The organism is Streptomyces sp. SD15, from assembly GCF_054462255.1.
Genome location: NZ_JBTLMO010000012.1, coordinates 70,422 through 90,652, shown reverse-complemented (window position 1 = coordinate 90,652; position 20,231 = coordinate 70,422). Strand labels below are relative to the sequence as shown.

17 protein-coding genes are annotated in these 20,231 nt (G+C 70.6%); 11 read left to right on the top strand and 6 right to left on the bottom strand.

Translation table 11 applies throughout. From position 1 onward, the window contains the following. Window positions 1-6: 6 nt before the first annotated feature. Window positions 7-642, bottom strand: a complete 636-nt coding sequence (locus tag ACX28W_RS14425) for an NAD(P)-dependent oxidoreductase (RefSeq protein WP_458999327.1) — start codon at window positions 640-642, stop codon at window positions 7-9. 104 nt (window positions 643-746) lie between these two features. Between ACX28W_RS14425 and ACX28W_RS14420 the strand changes: the two genes are divergently transcribed. Continuing rightward, window positions 747-1,241 carry a hypothetical protein gene (locus ACX28W_RS14420; protein WP_458999326.1) on the top strand — a complete coding sequence of 165 codons (495 nt, stop codon included), beginning with the start codon at window positions 747-749 and terminating at the stop codon, window positions 1,239-1,241. A gap of 156 nt (window positions 1,242-1,397) precedes the next feature. On the opposite strand, the gene ACX28W_RS14415 is transcribed toward ACX28W_RS14420, so the two are convergent. Together ACX28W_RS14415 and ACX28W_RS14410 are read right to left on the bottom strand one after the other, a co-directional pair. Then, window positions 1,398-1,790, bottom strand: coding sequence for an SH3 domain-containing protein (locus ACX28W_RS14415; RefSeq protein ID WP_458999325.1), 393 nt, complete (start codon window positions 1,788-1,790; stop codon window positions 1,398-1,400). A gap of 174 nt (window positions 1,791-1,964) precedes the next feature. Next, a complete protein-coding gene (locus tag ACX28W_RS14410; RefSeq protein WP_458999418.1) occupies window positions 1,965-3,314 on the bottom strand; it encodes an aminotransferase-like domain-containing protein in 1,350 nt (449 codons plus the stop codon). Between the two features lie 140 nt (window positions 3,315-3,454). Here ACX28W_RS14410 and ACX28W_RS14405 point away from each other — a divergent pair, with 140 nt between their 5' ends. From ACX28W_RS14405 to ACX28W_RS14390, 4 genes are all read left to right on the top strand, one after another. Next, the gene (locus ACX28W_RS14405; RefSeq protein ID WP_458999324.1) at window positions 3,455-4,255 is read left to right on the top strand and encodes an alpha/beta fold hydrolase; all 801 of its coding nucleotides are present in this window, start codon (window positions 3,455-3,457) and stop codon (window positions 4,253-4,255) included. A gap of 82 nt (window positions 4,256-4,337) precedes the next feature. After that, window positions 4,338-4,766: a DUF7144 family membrane protein gene (locus tag ACX28W_RS14400; RefSeq protein ID WP_458999323.1), complete on the top strand. Its 429-nt coding sequence runs from the start codon at window positions 4,338-4,340 to the stop codon at window positions 4,764-4,766. 115 nt (window positions 4,767-4,881) lie between these two features. Continuing rightward, a complete protein-coding gene (locus ACX28W_RS14395) occupies window positions 4,882-5,886 on the top strand; it encodes an endonuclease/exonuclease/phosphatase family protein (protein ID WP_458999322.1) in 1,005 nt (334 codons plus the stop codon). A 38-nt stretch (window positions 5,887-5,924) separates the two neighbouring features. Next, entirely contained in the window at window positions 5,925-7,868 is a 1,944-nt protein-coding gene (locus tag ACX28W_RS14390) for an FUSC family protein (RefSeq protein WP_458999321.1), read from the top strand. Between the two features lie 58 nt (window positions 7,869-7,926). Here the strand turns inward: ACX28W_RS14390 and ACX28W_RS14385 are convergent, their stop codons facing one another. Continuing rightward, the gene (locus ACX28W_RS14385) at window positions 7,927-9,999 is read right to left on the bottom strand and encodes a PhoX family protein (protein ID WP_458999320.1); all 2,073 of its coding nucleotides are present in this window, start codon (window positions 9,997-9,999) and stop codon (window positions 7,927-7,929) included. 231 nt (window positions 10,000-10,230) lie between these two features. Between ACX28W_RS14385 and ACX28W_RS14380 the strand changes: the two genes are divergently transcribed. The 5 genes from ACX28W_RS14380 to ACX28W_RS14360 all read left to right on the top strand — a co-directional run bounded on the left by ACX28W_RS14380 (window position 10,231) and on the right by ACX28W_RS14360 (window position 18,199). Then, a complete protein-coding gene (locus ACX28W_RS14380) occupies window positions 10,231-12,234 on the top strand; it encodes a VWA domain-containing protein (RefSeq protein ID WP_458999417.1) in 2,004 nt (667 codons plus the stop codon). A 160-nt stretch (window positions 12,235-12,394) separates the two neighbouring features. Further along, complete coding sequence (gene metG / locus ACX28W_RS14375; RefSeq protein WP_458999319.1) at window positions 12,395-14,122, top strand: methionine--tRNA ligase; 1,728 nt, start codon at window positions 12,395-12,397, stop codon at window positions 14,120-14,122. 168 nt (window positions 14,123-14,290) lie between these two features. Further along, a complete protein-coding gene (locus tag ACX28W_RS14370) occupies window positions 14,291-14,767 on the top strand; it encodes a hypothetical protein (RefSeq protein WP_458999318.1) in 477 nt (158 codons plus the stop codon). A 60-nt stretch (window positions 14,768-14,827) separates the two neighbouring features. Next, on the top strand, window positions 14,828-17,968 hold the full coding sequence (locus ACX28W_RS14365) for an FG-GAP repeat domain-containing protein (RefSeq protein ID WP_458999317.1): 3,141 nt from the start codon (window positions 14,828-14,830) through the stop codon (window positions 17,966-17,968). 39 nt (window positions 17,969-18,007) lie between these two features. Next, a complete protein-coding gene (locus ACX28W_RS14360; protein ID WP_458999316.1) occupies window positions 18,008-18,199 on the top strand; it encodes a hypothetical protein in 192 nt (63 codons plus the stop codon). A 102-nt stretch (window positions 18,200-18,301) separates the two neighbouring features. On the opposite strand, the gene ACX28W_RS14355 is transcribed toward ACX28W_RS14360, so the two are convergent. Together ACX28W_RS14355 and ACX28W_RS14350 are read right to left on the bottom strand one after the other, a co-directional pair. Beyond that, entirely contained in the window at window positions 18,302-18,481 is a 180-nt protein-coding gene (locus ACX28W_RS14355) for a DUF397 domain-containing protein (RefSeq protein ID WP_458999315.1), read from the bottom strand. A 2-nt stretch (window positions 18,482-18,483) separates the two neighbouring features. Continuing rightward, on the bottom strand, window positions 18,484-19,335 hold the full coding sequence (locus ACX28W_RS14350; protein ID WP_458999314.1) for a helix-turn-helix domain-containing protein: 852 nt from the start codon (window positions 19,333-19,335) through the stop codon (window positions 18,484-18,486). 230 nt (window positions 19,336-19,565) lie between these two features. Here ACX28W_RS14350 and ACX28W_RS14345 point away from each other — a divergent pair, with 230 nt between their 5' ends. Then, entirely contained in the window at window positions 19,566-20,000 is a 435-nt protein-coding gene (locus ACX28W_RS14345; protein WP_458999313.1) for an ATP-binding protein, read from the top strand. Window positions 20,001-20,231 lie beyond the last annotated feature (231 nt).

The window sequence follows — 20,231 nt, the reverse complement described above, 5'->3', positions numbered from 1 at the left end:
GCGCCGTCAGTACGCGACCGACATCCGGGCGCGCGGGTGCGCGTCCTGCTCCAGCTCGTCGACGAAGGCGATGGCGTAGTCCTCGGCGGTGATCCGGCTGTTGCCGTGCTCGTCGGTGAGCAGCTGGTCACCGCCCAGCCGGAACCGGCCGGTACGGGTGCCGGGGCCGATCTCCGCGGCGGGCGAGACGTAGGTCCAGTCGACGTCGTGGACGGTGCGGAAGAAGGAGAGGGCTTCGCGGTGGGCGAGCGCCTCGGCAAGGTAGGCCTCGGGGAAGCCGGGCTGGTCGATCAACGCCTGTCCGGGCGAGATCTCCAGGCTGCCCGCGCCGCCGACGACCACGAGCCGGCCCACTCCGGCCGCCCTGGCCCCCGCCACCAACGCCTCGTTGATCGCGAGGAAGGGCGCCTTGGGGTCGGTACCGTCCCTGGGTGGCACACACGCCGAGGCCAACGCGTCCGCGCCCGCCGCCAGCTCCGCCACCTTCACCGCGTCGGAGGCGTCCGCGGCGGTCGCGGTGACCCCGGGGATCGGGGACTGCCCGGACCGGCTCACCGCCACGATCTGGTGCCCGCGCGACGACGCCTCCGTGGCGATACGGCTGCCGACCATGCCGGTGGCGCCGAAGAGTACGAGCTTCATGAAACTCAGCGAAACACGTGGCCAGGGCCCCCGCATCCCGACTTGCCACCCGCTCGGGCGAGGTGTGCCCTGGAAGGCAGGGGCGAGGAGAGAGGAGTGCTCCCATGGCTCACGCGGCATCTGGCTCATCGGCGTCAGGGGCACGACGTACATCAGGCGCAGTAGGTACACCAGGTACATCAGGTACGTCAGGCACATCTGGCACGCCCGACATCTTCGACGCGCGCACCCATGCCATCGCCAAGTGGGCGGTGCCCGTCGTCGGCGGGCTCATCTACGGGTACTGGGCGGCGGCCATCAACCGCGACGCCGGACCGATCACGGGCTGGAACATCCTGTTCGGGTTCGTGGTCGCGATCGCGGTCGCCGCCGCCTACGTCGGCGTCCGCAAGGTGGCGACGCTGCTGAGGCGCGAACTGCACGCGGTGCTGTGGGCCGCCTTCGCGGGCATCGCCTTCGGCTTCCTCTACAGCCAGGCCGATGAGACCGTACTGCGGTCCACCATCATGTCGCTGGCGGTCGCGGCGGGCGTGTTCGCGGTGAGCTTCTACCGCTACTACACGCACGAGGACGCGGAGGGACACCCGACCACGCGGTGAAGCCGTCATGCGGGTGCGGTCACACAGATGTGCGGCACCTGGCGCGCGGGGCCCCGGCAGGCTGCCGGGGCCCCGCGCTATCCCTCACTCACCTACCCCCTGGGAGCAACTCCCAGGAGCCCTGTGGACGGAACGGACACGGTGAAGCTGTACGAGCTAGCCGAAGCCCCGGTTGCCCAGATTCGAGCAACTGGGCACTCCCCGCCCGTAGGTGTCCACGAACGCGGCGCTGACCCAGCCCCGCGCCCCGACGAGCCAGTACCAGGTCGAGATGCCGAAGAAGCTGTCCCCGCGTACCGCGCACTCGACGCGGTCCAGGCTGCCCGGCGAAAGCCGGTAGACGACGGCTGAGTTCGCGGTGGGCAGCAGTCGTACGTTCAGGTATCCGCCGGAGCGGATGATGCCCCATACGGGACTGTTGGAGCCGCCATTACCGCTGAAGTGCGCGGGCGGGGCCGCCGCCACCGAGGTGCCCGCCGTCACGGCGGTCACAACTGCGCCGGTGAGCAGGGCCGCGGCAAGGGTCCGCAGGGTCGGATTGGTCCGCATGTAGGCCTCCTTCTCCCCAAACCAGGTAACACCCGTTCGGGTGAGCCCTCCACCTGAGAGGGTGTCGGCCGTGCGGTTACTGGGCTCCGGGCGGATCGACGCCCGGGTTCCGTACAGACCTCGTCTCCTGGGCCCTGGTCGCCCTCGGCGTCGCGGTGACGCTGACCGCCTTGCTCACGGCCGCGTACGCGCGACATCGGCGAGCGTCCGCAGCGCCCGCGCGAGCTCCGGCGGAGCAGCCGACGCGAGTCCGAGCCTGACCGCGTCCGGAGCCGCCTGGGCGGAGAAGGCCGAGCCCGGGGTCACCGCGATCCCGCGCACCGCCGCTGCCGCCGTGAAGGTGTCCGCCCGCCAGGGTGCGGGCAGCTCCCACCAGGCGTGGTACGCCCGTGGATCGGCCCGTACGCGGAACCCGGCGAGGTGCTCGGCGACAAGCCGCTGACGCCGCGCCGCGTCGGCACGCTTGGCCCGGACCAGGCGGTCGACCGTGCCGTCGGCGATCCAGCGGACCGCGGCCTCCAGAGCGAAGCGTCCCGCGGTCCACGCCCCGGAGCGCAGGGCCGCCGCCACGCCGTCGACCCGGCCCTCCGGGGCGACGAGGAAGCCGACCGTGAGCCCGGGCGCGACACGCTTGGAGAGGCCGTCGACGACGTAGGTGCGCTCGGGGGCGTACGCGGCGAGCGGGTCGAGGCCGCCCTCATCTCCGCCATGTCCCTCATGTTCGCCATGAAGGAAGGACCAGACGCGGTCCTCGACGAGGGGAAGGTCCACGTCCCGTGCCACGGTCGCCAGTTGGCGGCGGCGCGCGTCCCCCATCGTCACCGACGTCGGATTGTGCAGCGTCGGCTGGACGTACACGGCGGACAGCGGCGCCGAGCGGTGGGCCGCGGCGACGGCGTCCGGGCGCAGGCCCTGTTCGTCCATGGCGAGCGGGACCAGGGTGTGGCCCAGGCGCGTCGCGATCTCCTTGACCAGGGGATACGTCAGGGACTCGACACCGACGCGGCCCCCCGGACGGACAAGGGCGGCGAGCGCAGCCGCGATGGCCTGGCGAGCGTTGCCGGCGAAGGCCAGCCGGGACGGGGCGGGGCGCCAGCCCGGGGTGGTGAGGAGGGCGGCGGCGGCCTCGCGGGCGGGGGCCGTGCCGGTGGCGGGAGCCGTACGCAGGGACTCCGCGAGGACGTCGGGGCGCAGCAGCGGGGCGAGGGCGGGGGCCAGCAGCTCCGACTGGCCGGGCGCGGACGGGTAGTTGAGCTGCATGTCGACCGTCGCGGTGGCGGCCGTCGGCTCGGTGAGCGCACGACCCGAGGGCACCGGGGCGGCGCGGACGAACGTGCCGCGCCCGACCTCGCCGACCACCAGCCCGCGCCGCACCAGCTCCCCGTACACCCGCCCCGCCGTCGACCCGGCGATCCCGCGCCGCCGGGCGAACGCCCGCTGCGGGGGCAGCCGTTCGCCGGGCGTGAGCCGCCCCGCGGCGATGTCGTCGGCGAGCCGATCGGCGATGCGCCGGTAGTCGTCCACGCGGCGGTGATCGCCCACGCCGCGGTGATCGTCCATGCGACGTTGATCGCCCATTCGACAGCCCCCTCAACCCACACACATTGCACCGAGAGCAAAGATCTTATTGCACCGAGGAGTTGGCCGGACCTAGGGTCGTGACCATGGCACCCTTCCTCGCGTACGAGGACAAAGGGGGCGTCGGCTCGTCGGCGCTCCCTCTCGTCCTGATCCACGGCCACCCCTTCGACCACACCATGTGGGCCCCGCAGATCACCGCCTTCTCCCCCACCCACCGCGTCATCGCCCCGGACCTGCGCGGCTACGGCGCGTCCCCGGTGGTCCCCGGCATCACCCCGCTCGCCACCTTCGCCGAGGACATCGCGGCGCTCCTGGACGACCTGGGCGTGACCGAGTTCGTGCTGGCCGGGCTCTCCATGGGCGGGCAGATCGCGATGGAGTGCCACCGGCAGTTCCCGGAGCGGATCCGGGGACTGGTGCTGGCCGACACGTTCCCGGCCGCCGAGACACCGGAGGGCAGGAAGGCCCGCGCCGACATGGCGGACCGGCTGCTGCGCGAGGGGATGCGGGGCTACGCCGACGAGGTGCTGCACAAGATGGTCGCGCCGTACGCGGACGCGGAGGTCGCGGCGCACGTGCACCGCATGATGACCGCCACACCGGCCGAAGGCGCGGCGGCGGCCCTACGGGGGCGGGCGGAACGCCCCGACTACCGCGACCTGCTGACCCGGGTCACCGTCCCGGCCCTCGTCGTCGTGGGCGCCGACGACGAGTACACCCCGGTCTCCGACGCGGAGGCGATGCACGCGGCGCTGCCCGACTCGACGCTCCGCGTGGTCGAGTCGGCGGCCCACATGCCGAACCTGGAGCGGGCGGAGGAGTTCAACGGGGCGCTGGCGGAGTTCCTGACCCGAGTGGAAAACAGCCCCCGGCCGACCGGGTAACCCATTCGGCCCACCCCGAGTGCGGCGCCGCCTCCCCCGGGCGAACCTGCGGGTGAACTCCCGGCCCCGAGGAGGCACCCGCATGGCTTCTCAGCACACCGTGACCCCCACCCCCCAGCCCCCCGGCGGCTCGTCCTGGGCCCTGGGCGGCACGGTCTTCGCCGGCGTCCTGATGATGGTCATCGGCGTCGTGGGCGTGCTCAACGGCATCGCGGGGATCGCGTCGAACGACGTCTACCAGCGCATCGGCACCTACATCTACGAGTTCAACCTCACCACCTGGGGCTGGATCCACCTCGCCATCGGCGTCCTGGTGGCCATCACCGGCTGGGGCATCCTGAAGGGCGCGACCTGGGCGCGCGGCGTGGGCATCGGCCTCACCGCCCTCTTCATGATCGAGTACTTCTTGTTCCTCCCCTACGCCCCCGTCTGGTCCGTCATCGCCATCGCCCTCGCGGTCTTCGTCATGTGGTCCCTGGCCACGGCGGACCGCACCTCCATCACGCCGTAATCCCTGGGCCGGACGGGTGGGCCGCGGCCGCCCTTCGCACGTCAACCATTCCCCCGCTCCTCCCGTCTTTGAGAAAGGATTCGCCACCCCACTCGAACCAGCGGAAGGCCGGGACTTGGACACTGCGGCAGCCGACTGGGCGGGCCCGGACGAGCGGGAGCGGCGGCGGTCGGGCGGGCGGACGGCCGGGGCCTGGGCGGCCGGACTGCTGCTGGCCGGGGTGAGTGTCGTGGTCGGGTGCCGGGCCGCCGACACCGACGGGATCACCCCCGTGCCGCAACTGCTCGCCTTCCTGCCCTGGCTCCTCGCGCCGACCGGACTCGGCCTGGTGCTCGCGCTGTTCTCGCGCTGGCGGGTCGGGATGCTGTGGGGCGTGCTGGTGCTGGGGGCGCTCGCCTGGTTCATCGAGCCGTACGGCAAGACCGATGAGCCGAGTGGGGCTTCCCTCGCCGAGCTGCGGGTGATGACTTCCAACGTGCAGTTCGGGGCGGGAACGGAGTCACTGATCACCGCCGTCGAACGGCAGCGGCCCGACATCGTGTTCGTTCAGGAGTGCGAGACCACCTGCTCCACCGCGCTCCGGAACACCTTCCAAGGGGGCGCGTATCCCTACCGCGCCTCCGTCGAGGGCGCCGGGTCCGACGGATCCGTGATCATCAGCCGGTTCCCGCTCACAAGAGCGGACGGCGTGCGCGGGACGATGGGGATGCCGGGAGCCGTGGCCGACGTCGACGGGCATGCCGTACGGCTCCAGCTCGCGCATCCCATGCCCCCGCTGCCCGGACAACTCGACGTGTGGCGCGGCGAACTCGGCGAACTGCGCGACTACGCCGCCGGGGACAGGAACACCCCCACCATCCTCGCCGGGGACTTCAACGCCTCCCAGGACCACGCCGCGTTCCGCCGCATCCTCGACACCGGCCTGCGCGACGCCTCCCGGCTGGCGGGCTCCCCTCGCGCCCCGAGCTGGCCCGCCCCGACCACTCCCACCCTCGGCGCCCAGATCGACCACGTCCTCGTCTCCGAGGACTTCTCCGCGCACAAGGCCACCTTCTTCGGCATCACCGGCAGCGACCACCGCGCGCTCGTCGTCGATGTCGTCCTCCACCAGCGAAAATGAACCCGGAAGCGGTTGCACGGTGCGGCCATAATGGGGCCATGTCCCGCCAGTTGCCCATCGACCTCAGCCCTCCCGACTGGCTGGCCAGAAACCTCCGGGCGGAGCCGGCCCCCGTCCCCTGGGCCGCCGCCGCCCGCGCCGCGATCGCGATGACGCTGCCGCTCGCCATCGGCCTCGCGGTGGGCAACCCCGCCTACGGCGCCCTCGCCTCCATGGGCGCCCTGTCGGGCGTCATCGGCGACACCGCGGACGTCTACCGCATGCGCATCCTCAACATCGCCGTGCCCCAGCTCTTCGGCGCGATCGGCGTCACCATCGGCGCGCTCGTCCACGGCCACGGCTGGGTCGCCGTCGGCACGGTCACCGGCGTCGCGCTCGTCTCCGGGATGATCTCGACGATCGGCGCCGTGGCCTCCGTGTCCGGGCTGTTGCTGCTCCTCAACTGCGTCATCGGCGCCGGGCTGGCGCTGCCGGGCGCGTGGTGGCTGGCGCCCCTGCTGATGTCCGGCGGCGGCCTCCTCGTCCTCGCCCTGGCGCTGCTCGCGTGGCCGCTCCGCTCGGGCGTACCGGAGCGGGCGGCCGTCGCACAGACGTACCGGACGGTGGCGGACCTGCTCGCCGCGAGCGGCACCGACGCCTACGACGACCTGCGCGTCGCCGTCACCCGGTCCCTCAACGAGTCGTACGACATCGCCCTCGCCCTGCGCGCATTCCACCACGGTCGCAGCCCCGACCTCGTACGGCTGCTCGCTCAGCTGAACGCCATCTCGCCCGTCGTCGAGGCCGCCCCGGCCGCCCACCAGTTCGGCGCACCGCTGCCCCCCGAGGTCCCCGACGCCGTACGCCATCTCGCCGACGCCATCGAGACCGGCTACAGCGGGCCGATAGGGCTCCGGCTCCCGGTCGCGACCAACGAGACCTCGCGCGCCGTCAACCACGCGCTACGGCACGCCGCCGATGTCGTCACCGACCAGTCCGCCGGAACGAGGGACCCGCGCAACGTCGACGACCGGCTCGGCCGGCCCGCCGCCCTGCGCATCCGCGGCGCGCGCGCCGCGCGCAACGTCGTCATGTCCGCCGCCTCCTGGCGCTACGGCCTGCGCCTCGCCCTGTGCATCGGCCTCGCGCAGGCCCTGGTCTCGCTCGTGCTGGTGCCGCGCTCCTACTGGGTCGCCCTGACCATCACCTTCGTCATGAAGCCCGACTTCGGGTCGGTCTTCTCCCGGGCGCTGTTGCGCGCGGTGGGCACGGTCGCCGGGCTGGTCGTCGCGGCCGGGGTCCTCGCCGTGGTGCCGCTCGGCTGGTGGGACGTGCCGGTGCTGTTCGTCCTCGCCCCGCTCATCCCGGTCCTCACCCCACGGGGATACGGCCACCAGACCGCCGCCGTCACCCCCGTGATCCTCCTCCTCTCCGACGTCCTCAGCCGCCAGGGCACCGCCCTGCTGGTGCCCCGGCTGGTCGACTCCCTCATGGGGTGCGCGATCGCGATCGTCGCCGGTTATCTGCTGTGGCCGGAGAGCTGGCACACCCGGGTCGGCGACCGGCTCGCGAACGCGGTCGCCGACACCGCCCGCTATGTGGAGTACGCGTTCGGCGACGACGTCGACCCCGCTGCACGCGCCCGGATGCGGCGTCGCCTCTACCGCGACCTGTCCGCCATCCGTACGGAGTTCCAGCGCGCCCTCAGCGAACCCCCGCCCAACGGACGCCGCGCCGCCGCCTGGCTGCCGCTCGTCGTCGCCGTCGAGCGGATCGTGGACGCGACGACCGCGGCCGGGGTGCGCGTCCGGCACGGAGCCCAGCCCCCGTCGCCGCTCGAGGTGTCCCACATCGTGCTTCAGCTACGGGAGTTGTCGCAGGGGCTGCACGAGACGGACGTACTCTTCGCGGTCCGTACGGATCTCACGGGGCCCGCGGGAAGCGTGCTGGAGCCGCTCCGACAGGAGGTCGCGGCGGCCCGGTCGATCACATCACCGCACTGAGGTTCTCGGCACAACGGCGTGCGGGCCGGCCCTGGACAAAGGGACGGCCCGCACGGTGCTAGATGCCGATGTCGCAGCCGTCCGCGCGCCACACCGCGACGACCGCCGGGCGGACGATCTTCCCGGCACCGTCGGGCCAGATGCTCGCCGGCTTCTCGACCGTCGCGCCGGAGATCTCGCCCGGGTGCTGAACGGCGACGAGTACGCGCCGGTCCTGGACGAGCGGGCCGCAGGTCTCGGCACCGTTCGGCACGGTCAGGAACTGCTTGAGCTCACCGCGCCGGTCGCCCTTGGTCGCGACGCCGAACAGTCCGTCGTGCGAGCCGAGCTGGTTGCCGTCGGTGGAGATCCACAGGTTGCCGTGGTCGTCGAAGGCCACGTTGTCCGGGCAGGAGATGGGGCTGACCTTTTCCTTCGGGAAACCCGCGAAGTACGTGGCCGGGTCGGTCGGGTCGCCCGCGACGAGGAACAGCGACCAGGCGAACCTGGTGCTCTCCGGCCGGTTCCAGCGCTCGGTGAGTTCCAGGATGTGGCCGTGCTTGTTGGCGTTGCGCGGGTTGGCCTCGTCCGCCTTGGCGTTGCTGCCGACACCGCGGTTGGTGTTGTTGGTCAGCGCGACGTAGACCTTGCCGGTCACCGGGGAGGGCTCGATGTCCTCGGGCCGGTCCATCTTCGTGGCGCCCACCTTGTCACCGGCCAGCCGGGTGAAGACGAACACCTCGTCGGCGGACATGCCCTCGACGTGCGAGACGGCGCCCTTCGCGGTCGCGGTGGCCAGCGGGATCCACTCGCCGCTGCCGTCGAACTCACCGTCCTCGGGGAGCTTTCCGGTGCCGTCGATCTCGATCGCCGGGGAGTCGCCGGTCAGCTTCGCGACGTACAGCGTTCCTTCGTCGAGCAGCGAGAGATTGTGCTCGCGGACGGCCCGCCCGCTCCCGCGCTTCATCTTCTTGCTGCCGACGAACTTGTAGAAGTAGTCGAAGCGCTCGTCGTCGCCGGTGTAGATGACCGGCCGGCCGTCGTGCGTCAGCCGCACGGTCGCGCCCTCGTGCTTGAAGCGGCCCAGCGCGGTGTGCTTGCGGGGCGTGGAGCTGGGGTCGTACGGGTCGAGCTCGACGACGTAGCCGAAGCGGTGGACCTCGTTCGGCTCCTGGGCGACATCGAACCGCTTGTCGAAACGCTCCCACTTGCGCTCGCTGGCGCCGGTGCCGATTCCGTAGCGCGTGTCCGTCGCCCGGCTGCTGTTGGCGAAGTACTGGTTGAAGTTCTCCTCGCCGTGCAGGGTCGTGCCCCACGGAGTCGTGCCGCCGGCACAGTTGTTGAGGGTGCCGAGGGCCTTGGTGCCGGTGGGGTCGGCGGAGGTCTTGAGAAGGTCGGACCCCGCTGCCGGGCCGGTGATCCGGAACTCGGTGGTGGCGGTGACGCGGCGGTTGAGCTGGTGGCGCGGGACGGCGGTGAGCTTGCCGGTCTTCCGGTCCTCCTCGACGACCACGGCGGACAGGCCGTGCGCCGCCCAGGCGATCTCGACCTGCTCACGGGTCGGGTTCGCGGCGTCGTACCCGCGGAACATCAGGATTTCGTCGGTGTACTCGTGATTGGCGACGAGGATCTGCCGGCCGCGCTCGCCGGGCAGCGGCAGCAGCGCGATGAAGTCGTTGTTGTAGCCGAACTGCGCCGCCTGCGCCTTCGCCGTCTGGTGCTCCGGGTCGAAGGCGGGGGCGCCGCGGAGGATGGGCTCGCCCCAGCGGATGACGACGTTCTGGCGGTAGCCGTCGGGTATCACCACGGCGTCGGTGGTGTTGGGGGCGACGGGGGTGAAGCGCAGCCCGCGTGCGCCCTTCTGGGTCTTGTACGCCGTGTCGCTGCCGCTCGCCGTGGCCGCCTGGGCCTGCGGGGCGCCGGTGCCGACGACGGCGGTGCCCGCGGCGGTGGCGACGGTCACGACGGCCGCGGCCCGCATCATCGAACGGCGGCTCAGCGCGCCGGCGATGACGTCACCGACGTACTCGTTGTCGCTGGTGTTGGGCACCTCGTGGAAGCAGGCGTTACCACAACGGAACCGGCAGGTCAGGGCGGACCGCCCACCGGGGTGTGAACTGGGCGTTCCGATCAACGGCAGGAGTCTGCGCACTTTGTTCTCCCCATAAAAGCCCTTGGTGTCTGCGTGACGCTAGGGGGGACGGCGTGCAGGAACGCAGCGGACGGGTGAACGGGGGGTGAACCTGCCGAATCCGTGGGGCCCTTGACACCACCACCCGTCGATACTCGACCCTGCCCAAGATCACCACCGGCGGCGGCTAACCTTACGTGTCCGTCCTGGCCAGGGATTGACGGGCTACAACTCATGCGAAGGGTTGCGCACATGGGCATTCTCACTCTCCTGCGGAACGTGTTCGGCCGCTCACGCGAGGAGCGCGACGCCGACGCGGAGACCTCGAACACGACAATTCCGGCCCAGGAGACCCACCCGGCTCCTGCCCCGGTTCCTGCGGAGCCTGAGGCCGAGCGGGTTCCTGCGGAGCCTGAGGCCGAGCCGAAGATTCCCGCACCTTCGTCCGAGCCGACGCCGACGGCGTCCACTGCCGAGCCCAAGCCGTCCGTAGTGGACGACCTGGTGTCAGCAGCCTTCGACAACGTGACGGTCCCCAAGCCCACACAGCCAGAGCCGACCGCGGCCCCGGATGCCAAGACCGAGGCAAAGGCTGAGGCTGAGGCTGAGGCTGAGGCTGAGATCGCGGCTGAGGCTGAGCCCGAGATTGCGACCGAGCCCGAAGCCGAGGCTGTCGCGGAGACGCCCGCACCCGAACCGAAGCCGGAGCTTGCAGCCGAGCCAGAGATTGTCCCCGAGCCCGAGGCTGAAGCTGGGATTGGGGCTGAGGTCGCGGCTGAGGCTGAGCCCGAGATTGCGACCGAGCCCGAAGCCGAGGCTGTCGCAGAGGCACCCGCACCCGAACCGAAGCCGGAAGTTATGGCCGAGCCCGAGGCTGAGGCTGAGCCCGAGGTTACGACCGAGCCCGAAGCCGACGCTGTCGCAGAGGCACCCGCACCCGAACCGAAGCCGGAAGTTATGGCCGAGCCCGAGGCTGAGGCTGAGCCCGAGGTTACGACCGAGCCCGAAGCCGACGCTGTCGCAGAGGCACCCGCACCCGAACCGAAGCCGGAAGTTATGGCCGAGCCCGAGGCTGAGGCTGAGCCCGAGGTTACGACCGAGCCCGAAGCCGACGCTGTCGCGGAGACGCCCGCACCCGAACCGAAGCCGGAGGTCGCAGCCGAGCTCAAGGCGGAGACACCCGAGCCGGAAGCTGCGGCTGAGCCCGCGGTTGCGGCCGCGGCCGAGGCGGAGACACCTGAGCCGGACGTTGCGGCTGAGCCCGCGGCTGAGGCTGAGGCAGCCGAGCCGGACGTTGTCGTCGAGCCCGAGGCCGCGGCTGTGGTCGAGCCCGAGCCGGCCGTGGTGCCTGAGCCTGTCGCTGAGACCCCGAAGGTCGCGGAGTCCGAGCCGGAGGAGGTCTCCGAGCCGCAGCCGAAGGGCGAAGAGCCCGCCGCCGCTCCGGCACCGGAACCCGTCGCCGCGCAAGCGGGCGACCTCGTGGACGAACCGGCGGCCGCCGACGGCGATGAGGCCCCACAGGGGCCACCCGCAGCCGACGACGAAAGCCGCACGGGTGGTGCGGGCGGGAACGAGACGGCCGATGGCGAAGCCGAGGCCGCCACCCCCCTCACCCACGTCAAGACCCACGCCCCGGCCCTGGTCACCGCGTACAACGAAGCAGGGACGGCCCTCGCAAAGAGGGACCTCACCGGCACGCGCGCAAAGACCTACCTCGTCCTGGACCGCTCCGCGTCGATGCGCCCGTACTACAAGGACGGCTCCGCCCAGGCCCTCGGCGAACAAACCCTCGCCCTCGCCGCCCACCTCGACCCGGAGTCGACCGTCCACGTCGTCTTCTTCTCCACCGAACTGGACGGCACCGGCGAGCTCACCCTCCCCGAGCACGAGAACAAGATCGACGACCTGCACGCCGGCCTCGGCCGCATGGGCCGTACGAGCTACCACGCGGCGGTCGAAGAGATCGTCACCCACTACGAGAAGTCCGGCACGACGGACCCCGCCCTGGTGATCTTCCAGACGGACGGCGCCCCGGACGCCAAGACCCCGGCCACCCAGTCCCTCACGGACGCGGCCAAGAACCACCCCACCGTCTTCTTCTCCTTCGTCGCGTTCGGTGAGCACGACAACAAGGCCTTCGACTACCTCCGCAAGCTGAAGACCGACAACACGGCCTTCTTCCACGCGGGCCCGACCCCCCGCGAACTGACGGACGCGGAGGTCTACGAGGGCGTCCTCGCGAGCTGGCGCCCGTAGCGCCACAGCGCCCCACCCCGGCCGTCCGCTTCCCACCCCGTAAAACGGGAGGCGGGCGGCCCACCCATGTCGGCTACGATTTCAAGGTTCGTAAGACGACCGACGACACGACCTGAACCGACGATCGTCACCCCACGTAACGACTTGGGAGCAGCCCCCGATGGCTCGACACCTCATCACCAGCGCCCTTCCGTACATCAACGGGATCAAGCACCTGGGCAACATGGTGGGGTCCATGCTCCCGGCGGACGTGTACTCCCGGTACCTCCGCCAGCGCGGCCACGACGTCCTGTACATCTGCGCGACGGACGAGCACGGCACGCCGGCCGAACTGGCGGCGAAGGAGCAGGGCCTCCCGGTCGACGCGTTCTGCGCGCAGGCGCACGACGCGCAGAAGGCGGTCTACGACGGCTTCGCGCTGGCCTTCGACTACTTCGGCCGCAGCTCCAGCCCGCAGAACCGCGAGATCACCCAGCACTTCGCGCGCCGCCTGAACGAGAACGGCTTCATCGAGGAGCGCGCGATCCGTCAGGTGTACTCGCCGACGGACGGCCGCTTCCTCCCGGACCGTTACGTGGAGGGCACCTGCCCGCACTGCGGCTACGACAAGGCGCGCGGCGACCAGTGCGAGAACTGCACCCGCGTGCTGGACCCGACCGACCTGATCAACCCCCGGTCGGCGATCTCCGGCTCGACGGACCTGGAGGTGCGCGAGACGAAGCACCTCTTCCTCCTCCAGTCGCGGCTTCAGCACGAGGTCGAGGAGTGGGTGGCGCGCCACGAGTCCGAGTGGCCCCACCTCGCCGCGTCCATCGCCCGCAAGTGGCTGACCGAGGGCCTGCACGACCGCGCGATCACGCGTGACCTGGACTGGGGCGTCCCGGTCCCGGCCGACACCTGGCCGGAGCTGGCGGCGGAGGGCAAGGTCTTCTACGTCTGGTTCGACGCCCCGATCGAGTACATCGGCGCGACAAAGGAGTGGGCAGACGCCGCGCGAGACACAGACCCGGAGAACCGGGACTGGAAGTCGTGGTGGTACGAAGCGGACGACACCGTCCGCTACACGGAGTTCATGGCGAAGGACAACGTCCCCTTCCACACGGTGATGTTCCCGGCCACGGAACTCGGCGTGCGCGAGCCGTGGAAGAAGGTCGACTACGTCAAGGCCTTCAACTGGCTGACGTACTACGGCGGAAAGTTCTCCACGTCCCAGAAGCGCGGTGTCTTCACCGACCACGCCCTCGAGATCCTCCCGGCGGACTACTGGCGCTACTTCCTGATCGCCAACGCGCCGGAGTCCGACGACTCCTCCTTCACCTGGGAGCACTTCACGACCACGGTGAACAAGGACCTGGCGGACACCCTCGGCAACTTCGTCAACCGCGTCCTGTCCTTCTCCAAGAAGCGCTTCGGCGAGGAGGTCCCGGCGGGCGCGGCGGCCGGCGAGGCAGAGGCGAAGCTGGGCGAGGAGATCGCGAGCCTGCTGGCCGAGTACGAGACCCAGATGGAGGCCCTCCAGTTCCGCAAGGCCGCGGCGGCGCTGCGCGCCCTGTGGTCGGCGGGCAACTCCTACCTGGAGGAGAAGGCCCCCTGGCTGGAGATCAAGACCAACCCGGAGGGCGCGGCGCTGACCCTTCGTACGGCGATGAACCTGATCCACCTCTACTCGGTGGTGTCGGAACCCTTCATCCCGGCGTCGGCGAAGGCCATGCGCTCGGCGTTCGCCCTGCCGAATGACACCGCGACGTGGGTGACGTCCGACGAGGCCCGTGCCCTGTCCTCGGTCCCCGCCGGCACCCCCTTCACGGTCCCCCCGGTCCTCTTCGCCAAGATCACGGACGAGGACCTGGAGTCGTACAAGGAGCGCTTCGGCGGCGCACCGGAGTAGTACCCCTGCGAGCCCGGCCGGGACCCTTCTCGGAAACCGCCAACACTTTGGGGTCAAGTGTTGGCGGTTTCCGAGATGCCTGGGGTGGGGGCGGGGGCGCGTCCCCAGCCGTCGGCCGGAAACCGACCCCGATGATGGCATGTTCGCGTCCACCCGTATGGTTTCGTCATGGCAGTCCCTCCAGTCATCCCGATCGCCTACGAGCCGAAGTCCCGCACCGAGACCATCGGTCGCTACGCGGACGGTCAGTTCCTGGCGTCGCTCACGTATGCGTTCCCCGAGGGGTACCGGCCCGACGACGGCTGGGAAGAGCACAAACGCCTGTACACGGTGCTGCACACCTTCGACGCCGGGGGCCGGTACCACGACTCGGAGATCTGGTGCGCGGGCACCTGGGCCGAGCAGCAGCGCGCCCCGTACGGAGACGACTCGGTCCTCTCCCGCGCCCGGGCCCACCTGGGGAAACTCCTGCGCAGCCTGCCCCGGCGCGCCTACACGGACATCGCGATCCGTCCCTTCCAACTCACCGTCGACGGCGTGCTGTTCGGCCTGGTGATCGAGGAGGACGAGGAGGAGAGCTGGGCCGAGCTGTACCCGGACCGGCTCGGCTTCGGCGAACCGTGGGACGGCACGCACGACTCATGATCGGGTAGCATCCGGCCACTTGTGCGAGGACGGGGGTCCTCGCGGGGAGGGAAAATCCACGTGGGCAGACACGCCCTGAGACGGGGCGGTCTGGCCGCTGCCGTCTCCGCACTCGCCGTCGCTGTCGCGGCCACGGCCGTCACCGTCTTTTCCGAGGGCGCTGATTCGGCCCAGGCCGCCCCCGCGGCGGCCACGGGCACCACCGAGATCACGCTCGTCGACCCGAGCTCGGACACTCCGCGCGCCGACCGGCCGCTCACCGCCGGTACGACCGGCTTCCTGCACCGGCAGAGCGGAACGGCCGGGCTGCTGTGGACGGAGTACGACGACGGCACCACCGTCACCGTCGAGAACGCGGCCGGCGTCTACACGCCCGGCGCGGGCTGCACCTCCGTCGGCTCGGCGTGCCGGACGGCCTGGTACGGCTCGGACAGCGACCTGGTCGCCCTGCCGACTTCCCTGACCAGCAAGTCCGTCCCTCTCTGGGACCCGGCGACGCATGAACTGTCGACCGTCACCTCGGACTACTACTACCGTGCGCTGGCCGGTGACACCGTCGTCACCGGCCGCACCCTGATCGACTCCGTGGACGGCGAGCGGCGCGAACGCTTCGTGACCGGCGACTGGTTCATCATCGGGGACCAGGAGGTCGTGGCCGCGGACAGCTCCGGCGTGCTGGCCGAGTACGGCGGCTGGCTGTACTACATCGACCTCGACACGGCCGTCGGCACCCGCGCCTTCACCGACGTCACCGCCAACTCGATCTTCGTGCAGAGCGAGGACCGGATCGGCTGGTACGACGACGGAACCGGCGAGCTCCACGTCAAGTCCCGCACCGACCCGGCCGCCGAGGAACAGGTCATCGGCCTGCCGACCTTCGGCGCTCTCGACGGCGACCCGGTCCTGACCGGCGACTGGCTGCTGCTGCCCACGGACACGGACACCGGCACGGCGATCACGGCCGTCTCCCTCCTCGACGGCTCCTCACGGACCCTGCTCTCCGACTCCGGCGTGTACGCGGTTCCCGCCCCCGGCGACGACGCCTTCGTCACCGGTGGCACCGGTGCCACCGACTGGTGGACGCAGCGCGTCGGCCAGGCCGAGGACGGCTCGCCGACGCTGACGAAGGTGTACGAGATCCCGGCGACGGAGAACGCCAAGACGGGCCTCGCGCTCAGCCGGGGCAGCCTGCGGGTGGCGGAGGACAGCCCCTCCAGCACCTCCGACACCACGTCGATCCGCACCCTGACCACGGACGGCGGCACCACGCTGACCGCCTCCGACGCCACGGCGGGCGACGCGATCAGCCCCGCGTGCCCGTACGCCGGCACCACCTGCTCGCCGCTGTGGGGCAACAGCGGCTCCGCGCCCGAGGACGTCTACCTCGACACGTTCAGCGACATGGACGAGGGCGGCAGCGGTCTCCCGAACGCGGACAAGCTGATCGCCATCGGTGACGCCTGGTCCAACAGCACGCTGGAGTTCGCGACCGAGGGCGGCGCGATCGTCGACGTCTCCGACGACTACGCGGTCTACAACTCCGGTGGCACCACTCCCCTGCAGTACGTCGGTGAATTCGGCCAGGGGCAGCAGCTGAAGCGCTCGATCCGCGCCGCCGCCCTCAACGGCTCCACCCTCTGGAGCGCCACCACCACCGCCGGCAAGATCACCTCGTACAGCCTGACCGAGGAGAAGACCCTCACCACGGTCACGATCCCGAACACCGGCTGTGTGCCGACCGAGCTCCAGGCAGCGGGCCGCTGGGTGTACTGGTCCTGCGGAACGGCCTCTGCGGGCGTGTACGACACCAAGGCCGGTACGTCGGTGCCCGTGACCCCGGGTGACGTACTGCTCGGCGACGGATTCACCGTGCGTCACGACCACGCGAGCGACGAACTCGTCCTCACCGACGCGGCCACCGGCACCACCCGCGTGATCGCCTCCGGCCTCCCGGCCTCCGGGCAGGCCACCGACCGCCGCTACCGGTGGACGGTGGACGAGTACACGGGCCTGGTCGCCTGGTTCGACATGTACGAGCGGACGCACATCGCGACGACCGGCGTGGCCCCGTCCGCCCCGAGCGTGTTCGCGACCGAGACCGCCGACGATCTGGTCTGGCTGAAGTCGTCCGACGCCGACTCCAAAACCTGGAACGGCACCTGGCTCCTCTCCCGCCCCGTCGCCTCCTGGTCCCTCACCTTCACCTCCGTCGAGAGCGGCGAGAGCGGCAAGGCCACCCGCACAGTCACCGGCGGCGCCGCCACGGCCTGGCTGTCGGCGACCTGGAACGGCAAGGCGACGAACGGAAGCCACTTCCCCAACGGCCGCTTCAAGTGGACCCTCAAGGCGACCGGCCTCGGCGGCTCCACGGCAACGACCGTGACCAGCGGCACCGGAACGGTCTCCGGCGGCGCGACGGTACGCCACGACTTCCACAGCATCGAAGGCGAACCGGACGGCGTCGGCGACCTCCTCACCCTCAACTCCTCCGGCGGTCTGTCCGTCCAGTTCGGCACCGGCGGCGGCAAGTTCTCCGAAAAGGCCACCGGCACCGGGTGGGCCGCCGGCATCAAGGCGGTCCCGTTCGGAGACCTGAGCGGCGACCGCTGCAACGACGTCCTCGTCCGCCTCAGCAGCGGGGCCCTGCGCCTCTACAAGCCGGGCTGCGGCAGCGCGGTCAAGCCATCGACCTCGTACACGACCCTCGCGACCAGCGGCTGGACGCAGTACGACATCCTCACCTCGCCCGGCGACATCAGCGGTGACGGCCGCCCCGACCTGATCACCCGCAACACGTCCACCGGAGCGGTGTACCTCTACAAGGGCACGAGCACCGGCAAGCTGTCCGCGCGCGTGAAGCTCTACGACAACTGGAAGGGCTACAAGAAGATCGTCGGCGTCGGCGACATCACCGGCGACGGCATCGGCGACCTGGTCGCCCAGGACAAGTCCAACACCCTTTACCAGTACGCCGGTTCGGGCAAAGGCACGTTCACGGCCCGGGTGAAGCTGTTCAGCAACTGGGGCAGCTCCTACAACGCCGTCGTCGGCACCGGCGACCTCAACCGCGACGGCAAGGCCGACCTCGTCTCCCGTGACACCAGCGGCAATCTGTACCGCAACTACGGTGACGGCAAGGGGTCGTTCGGGGCGCGTACGAAGATCGCCACGGGCTGGGGCGGCTACAAGTCGCTGTCCTGACCGGACTGCGGCCACCACAACGGAAGAAGGGGGATGAGCATGGCAGTGCTCGTCTTGTCCGGCGTCCTCGTGCTCGTCGTCGGAGGGTGTGTCTGCGTCGTGTGGGCGGCACGGGGCGGCCCGCGCTGGGTGCGGGCAGTGGCCACCGCGACCCTGGCGGCGGGCGAGCTGGTGCGTCGATCGGGGCGTGCGGACCGGAGTTCGAACCGCCAAGGCGGCGACGATTCGTAAGCGCCCTGGCGTCTGCCGCCGCCGGCCCCCCTTTCCCAAGGGGGGCCGGCGGCGGTTCGCTGCGGGCTCGGACGCCCGGCTCCTAGTTGGTGAGCTTGTTTTTCAGGCCCGGTTCGCCCGTATCTCCCCCAGGAGGGCAGCCAGACCGACGGGGGAGAGGGAAAGTATCCGGCCGGGCTCGTCGCTCTCGCGGAGGAGCAACTTGTCGTGGACGCAGGTCATTTCCACGCATTCGTTGCCCGCCGCGCCGCCGGAGTACGTGGACTTCTGCCAATGGATCACGCCTACAGCTCCTTCGACAGACGGTGGATGAAATCCCGCGACCGAGCCGGGTCAAGGGACGCCGACTCCACCTTACGGAAGAGTGTTCGCATGGCGCCGAGTTGCGCGGAGGCATCCAGGAAGGCGGAGCCGTAGGGGGTATCGCGCTGCACTGTGTCCAATGCCGGTACGCGACCGCCGACGTACACCAACGACGAGCTTGCCCCAGCGAATCCGTCGACGTCGAAGGGAATCACCCGCAACGAGACGCCGGGACGCTCCGACTGACGAACCAGCTCCTCGAGTTGAACGCGGGCCACACGCCGGTCGGCCACACGAGTACGCAATACGGACTCATGCAGGACCGCCTCGTACGGCACCGCCCCCTCTCGCGACAGGAGCAGCTGGCGACGCATGCGGTACGCAACCCACAGCTCCAGTTCGCTGTCCGGGAGCGGCGGTACCCAGTACCCGAAAACCGCCCGCGCGTACTCCTCGGTCTGAAGCAGTCCCGGCACATGAGCGGTCGCGATCACCTGAACGAAGTGCGCGTGGTGCTCCAGCTCCGCCAAGTCCAGGAACTCGGGCGGCAGTGCGTCGCGGTAGTCCTCCCACCACCCACGAGTACGGTCCGTCGCCATCTCCACCAGGGCGTCGACCAACTTCTGGTCCGCACAGGCGTAATGGGCCGCGAGCCTTCGCAGGCGTTGTTCGCTCACGCCCGCGATGCCTGCCTCCATCTGGCTCATTTGTCCTGACGTGGAGCCCAGGAACTGCGCCACCTCCCGGGCGGTCTTGCCGGCAGCGTCCCGCAACCTGCGCAACTCGGTACCGAGGCGCATCTGACGCGCAGTCGGCTGACTCCTCGGCGGCATACGGACCTCTTCCCTCAACGAGCCGTACCGGATTACCACTTGCGAGCGGCAGATTACGCAACCTGCTTGCACGGGCACAAATTACTGCCCTACCGTCGGTGACGCGACGCACACACTGCGGAACCCCGGGGTCCCCGGAAGCGCACCGCCCCGCCCTGCCATGGCGGCCGCGACACAGCCACCGCCCGACAACCGCCACCGCCCTCCCTCCCCTCCACAGGAGTTCAACCGTGACCCAAACCCAAGAGGCCATCGACGCCCCCGCCCCCTGGGAGTACACCCTCTACATCCCCAACGACCCCCGAGCCGTCGCCATCTGCCGCCGCACCCTCCGTCTGATCCTCACCGCCCATGGCCTCCCCCACCTCACAGAAACCGCCGAGCTGCTCGCGACCGAGCTGGTCACCAACGCCGTACAGCACACCAAGGGCCCCGCCGCCATACGGCTCCGCGCGGAAGGCGGCACCCTGCGCATCGGTGTCTGGGACGCGGACCCCACACCACCCCACCCCGTACACCACGCCACCCCCGACGCCGAAACGGGCCGCGGCCTCGCACTGGTCCACGACTGCGCGAACACCTGGGGCTGGGTCCCCCAACGGGACGTCAAGAACATCATCGGCACCGGCAAGTACATCTGGTGCGAACTGACCACGGCGGCGTGAACGTTTCATCGCCCCCCGAAAGAGTGATCCCCTCCCGTCGGCCGAACGCCCGGCCCGAGATCCCCCTAGGTTCCGCCACATGGTCACATCGGCGCACGAGGCCTCGCACCGGATCTTCCAGGACCGGCCCGAGATCCTCGCCCCGGTCTTCGCTGTACTGGGCATCCCGTTACCCGAGAAGGTGACCGTGGACGCGCTCACCTCCGACGTGACGGAGATCCGGCCGGTGGA

What these genes read in the sequence shown, in the direction of transcription:
- metG (WP_458999319.1), top strand. Translation starts at nt 12,395, where the DNA reads ATGGCTCGACACCTCATCACCAGCGCCCTTCCGTACATCAACGGGATC.
- ACX28W_RS14420 (WP_458999326.1), top strand. Translation starts at nt 747, where the DNA reads ATGGCTCACGCGGCATCTGGCTCATCGGCGTCAGGGGCACGACGTACA.
- ACX28W_RS14405 (WP_458999324.1), top strand. Translation starts at nt 3,455, where the DNA reads ATGGCACCCTTCCTCGCGTACGAGGACAAAGGGGGCGTCGGCTCGTCG.
- ACX28W_RS14390 (WP_458999321.1), top strand. Translation starts at nt 5,925, where the DNA reads ATGTCCCGCCAGTTGCCCATCGACCTCAGCCCTCCCGACTGGCTGGCC.
- ACX28W_RS14425 (WP_458999327.1), bottom strand. Translation starts at nt 642, where the DNA reads ATGAAGCTCGTACTCTTCGGCGCCACCGGCATGGTCGGCAGCCGTATC.
- ACX28W_RS14360 (WP_458999316.1), top strand. Translation starts at nt 18,008, where the DNA reads ATGGCAGTGCTCGTCTTGTCCGGCGTCCTCGTGCTCGTCGTCGGAGGG.
- ACX28W_RS14415 (WP_458999325.1), bottom strand. Translation starts at nt 1,790, where the DNA reads ATGCGGACCAATCCGACCCTGCGGACCCTTGCCGCGGCCCTGCTCACC.
- ACX28W_RS14350 (WP_458999314.1), bottom strand. Translation starts at nt 19,335, where the DNA reads ATGCCGCCGAGGAGTCAGCCGACTGCGCGTCAGATGCGCCTCGGTACC.
- ACX28W_RS14400 (WP_458999323.1), top strand. Translation starts at nt 4,338, where the DNA reads ATGGCTTCTCAGCACACCGTGACCCCCACCCCCCAGCCCCCCGGCGGC.
- ACX28W_RS14380 (WP_458999417.1), top strand. Translation starts at nt 10,231, where the DNA reads ATGGGCATTCTCACTCTCCTGCGGAACGTGTTCGGCCGCTCACGCGAG.
- ACX28W_RS14370 (WP_458999318.1), top strand. Translation starts at nt 14,291, where the DNA reads ATGGCAGTCCCTCCAGTCATCCCGATCGCCTACGAGCCGAAGTCCCGC.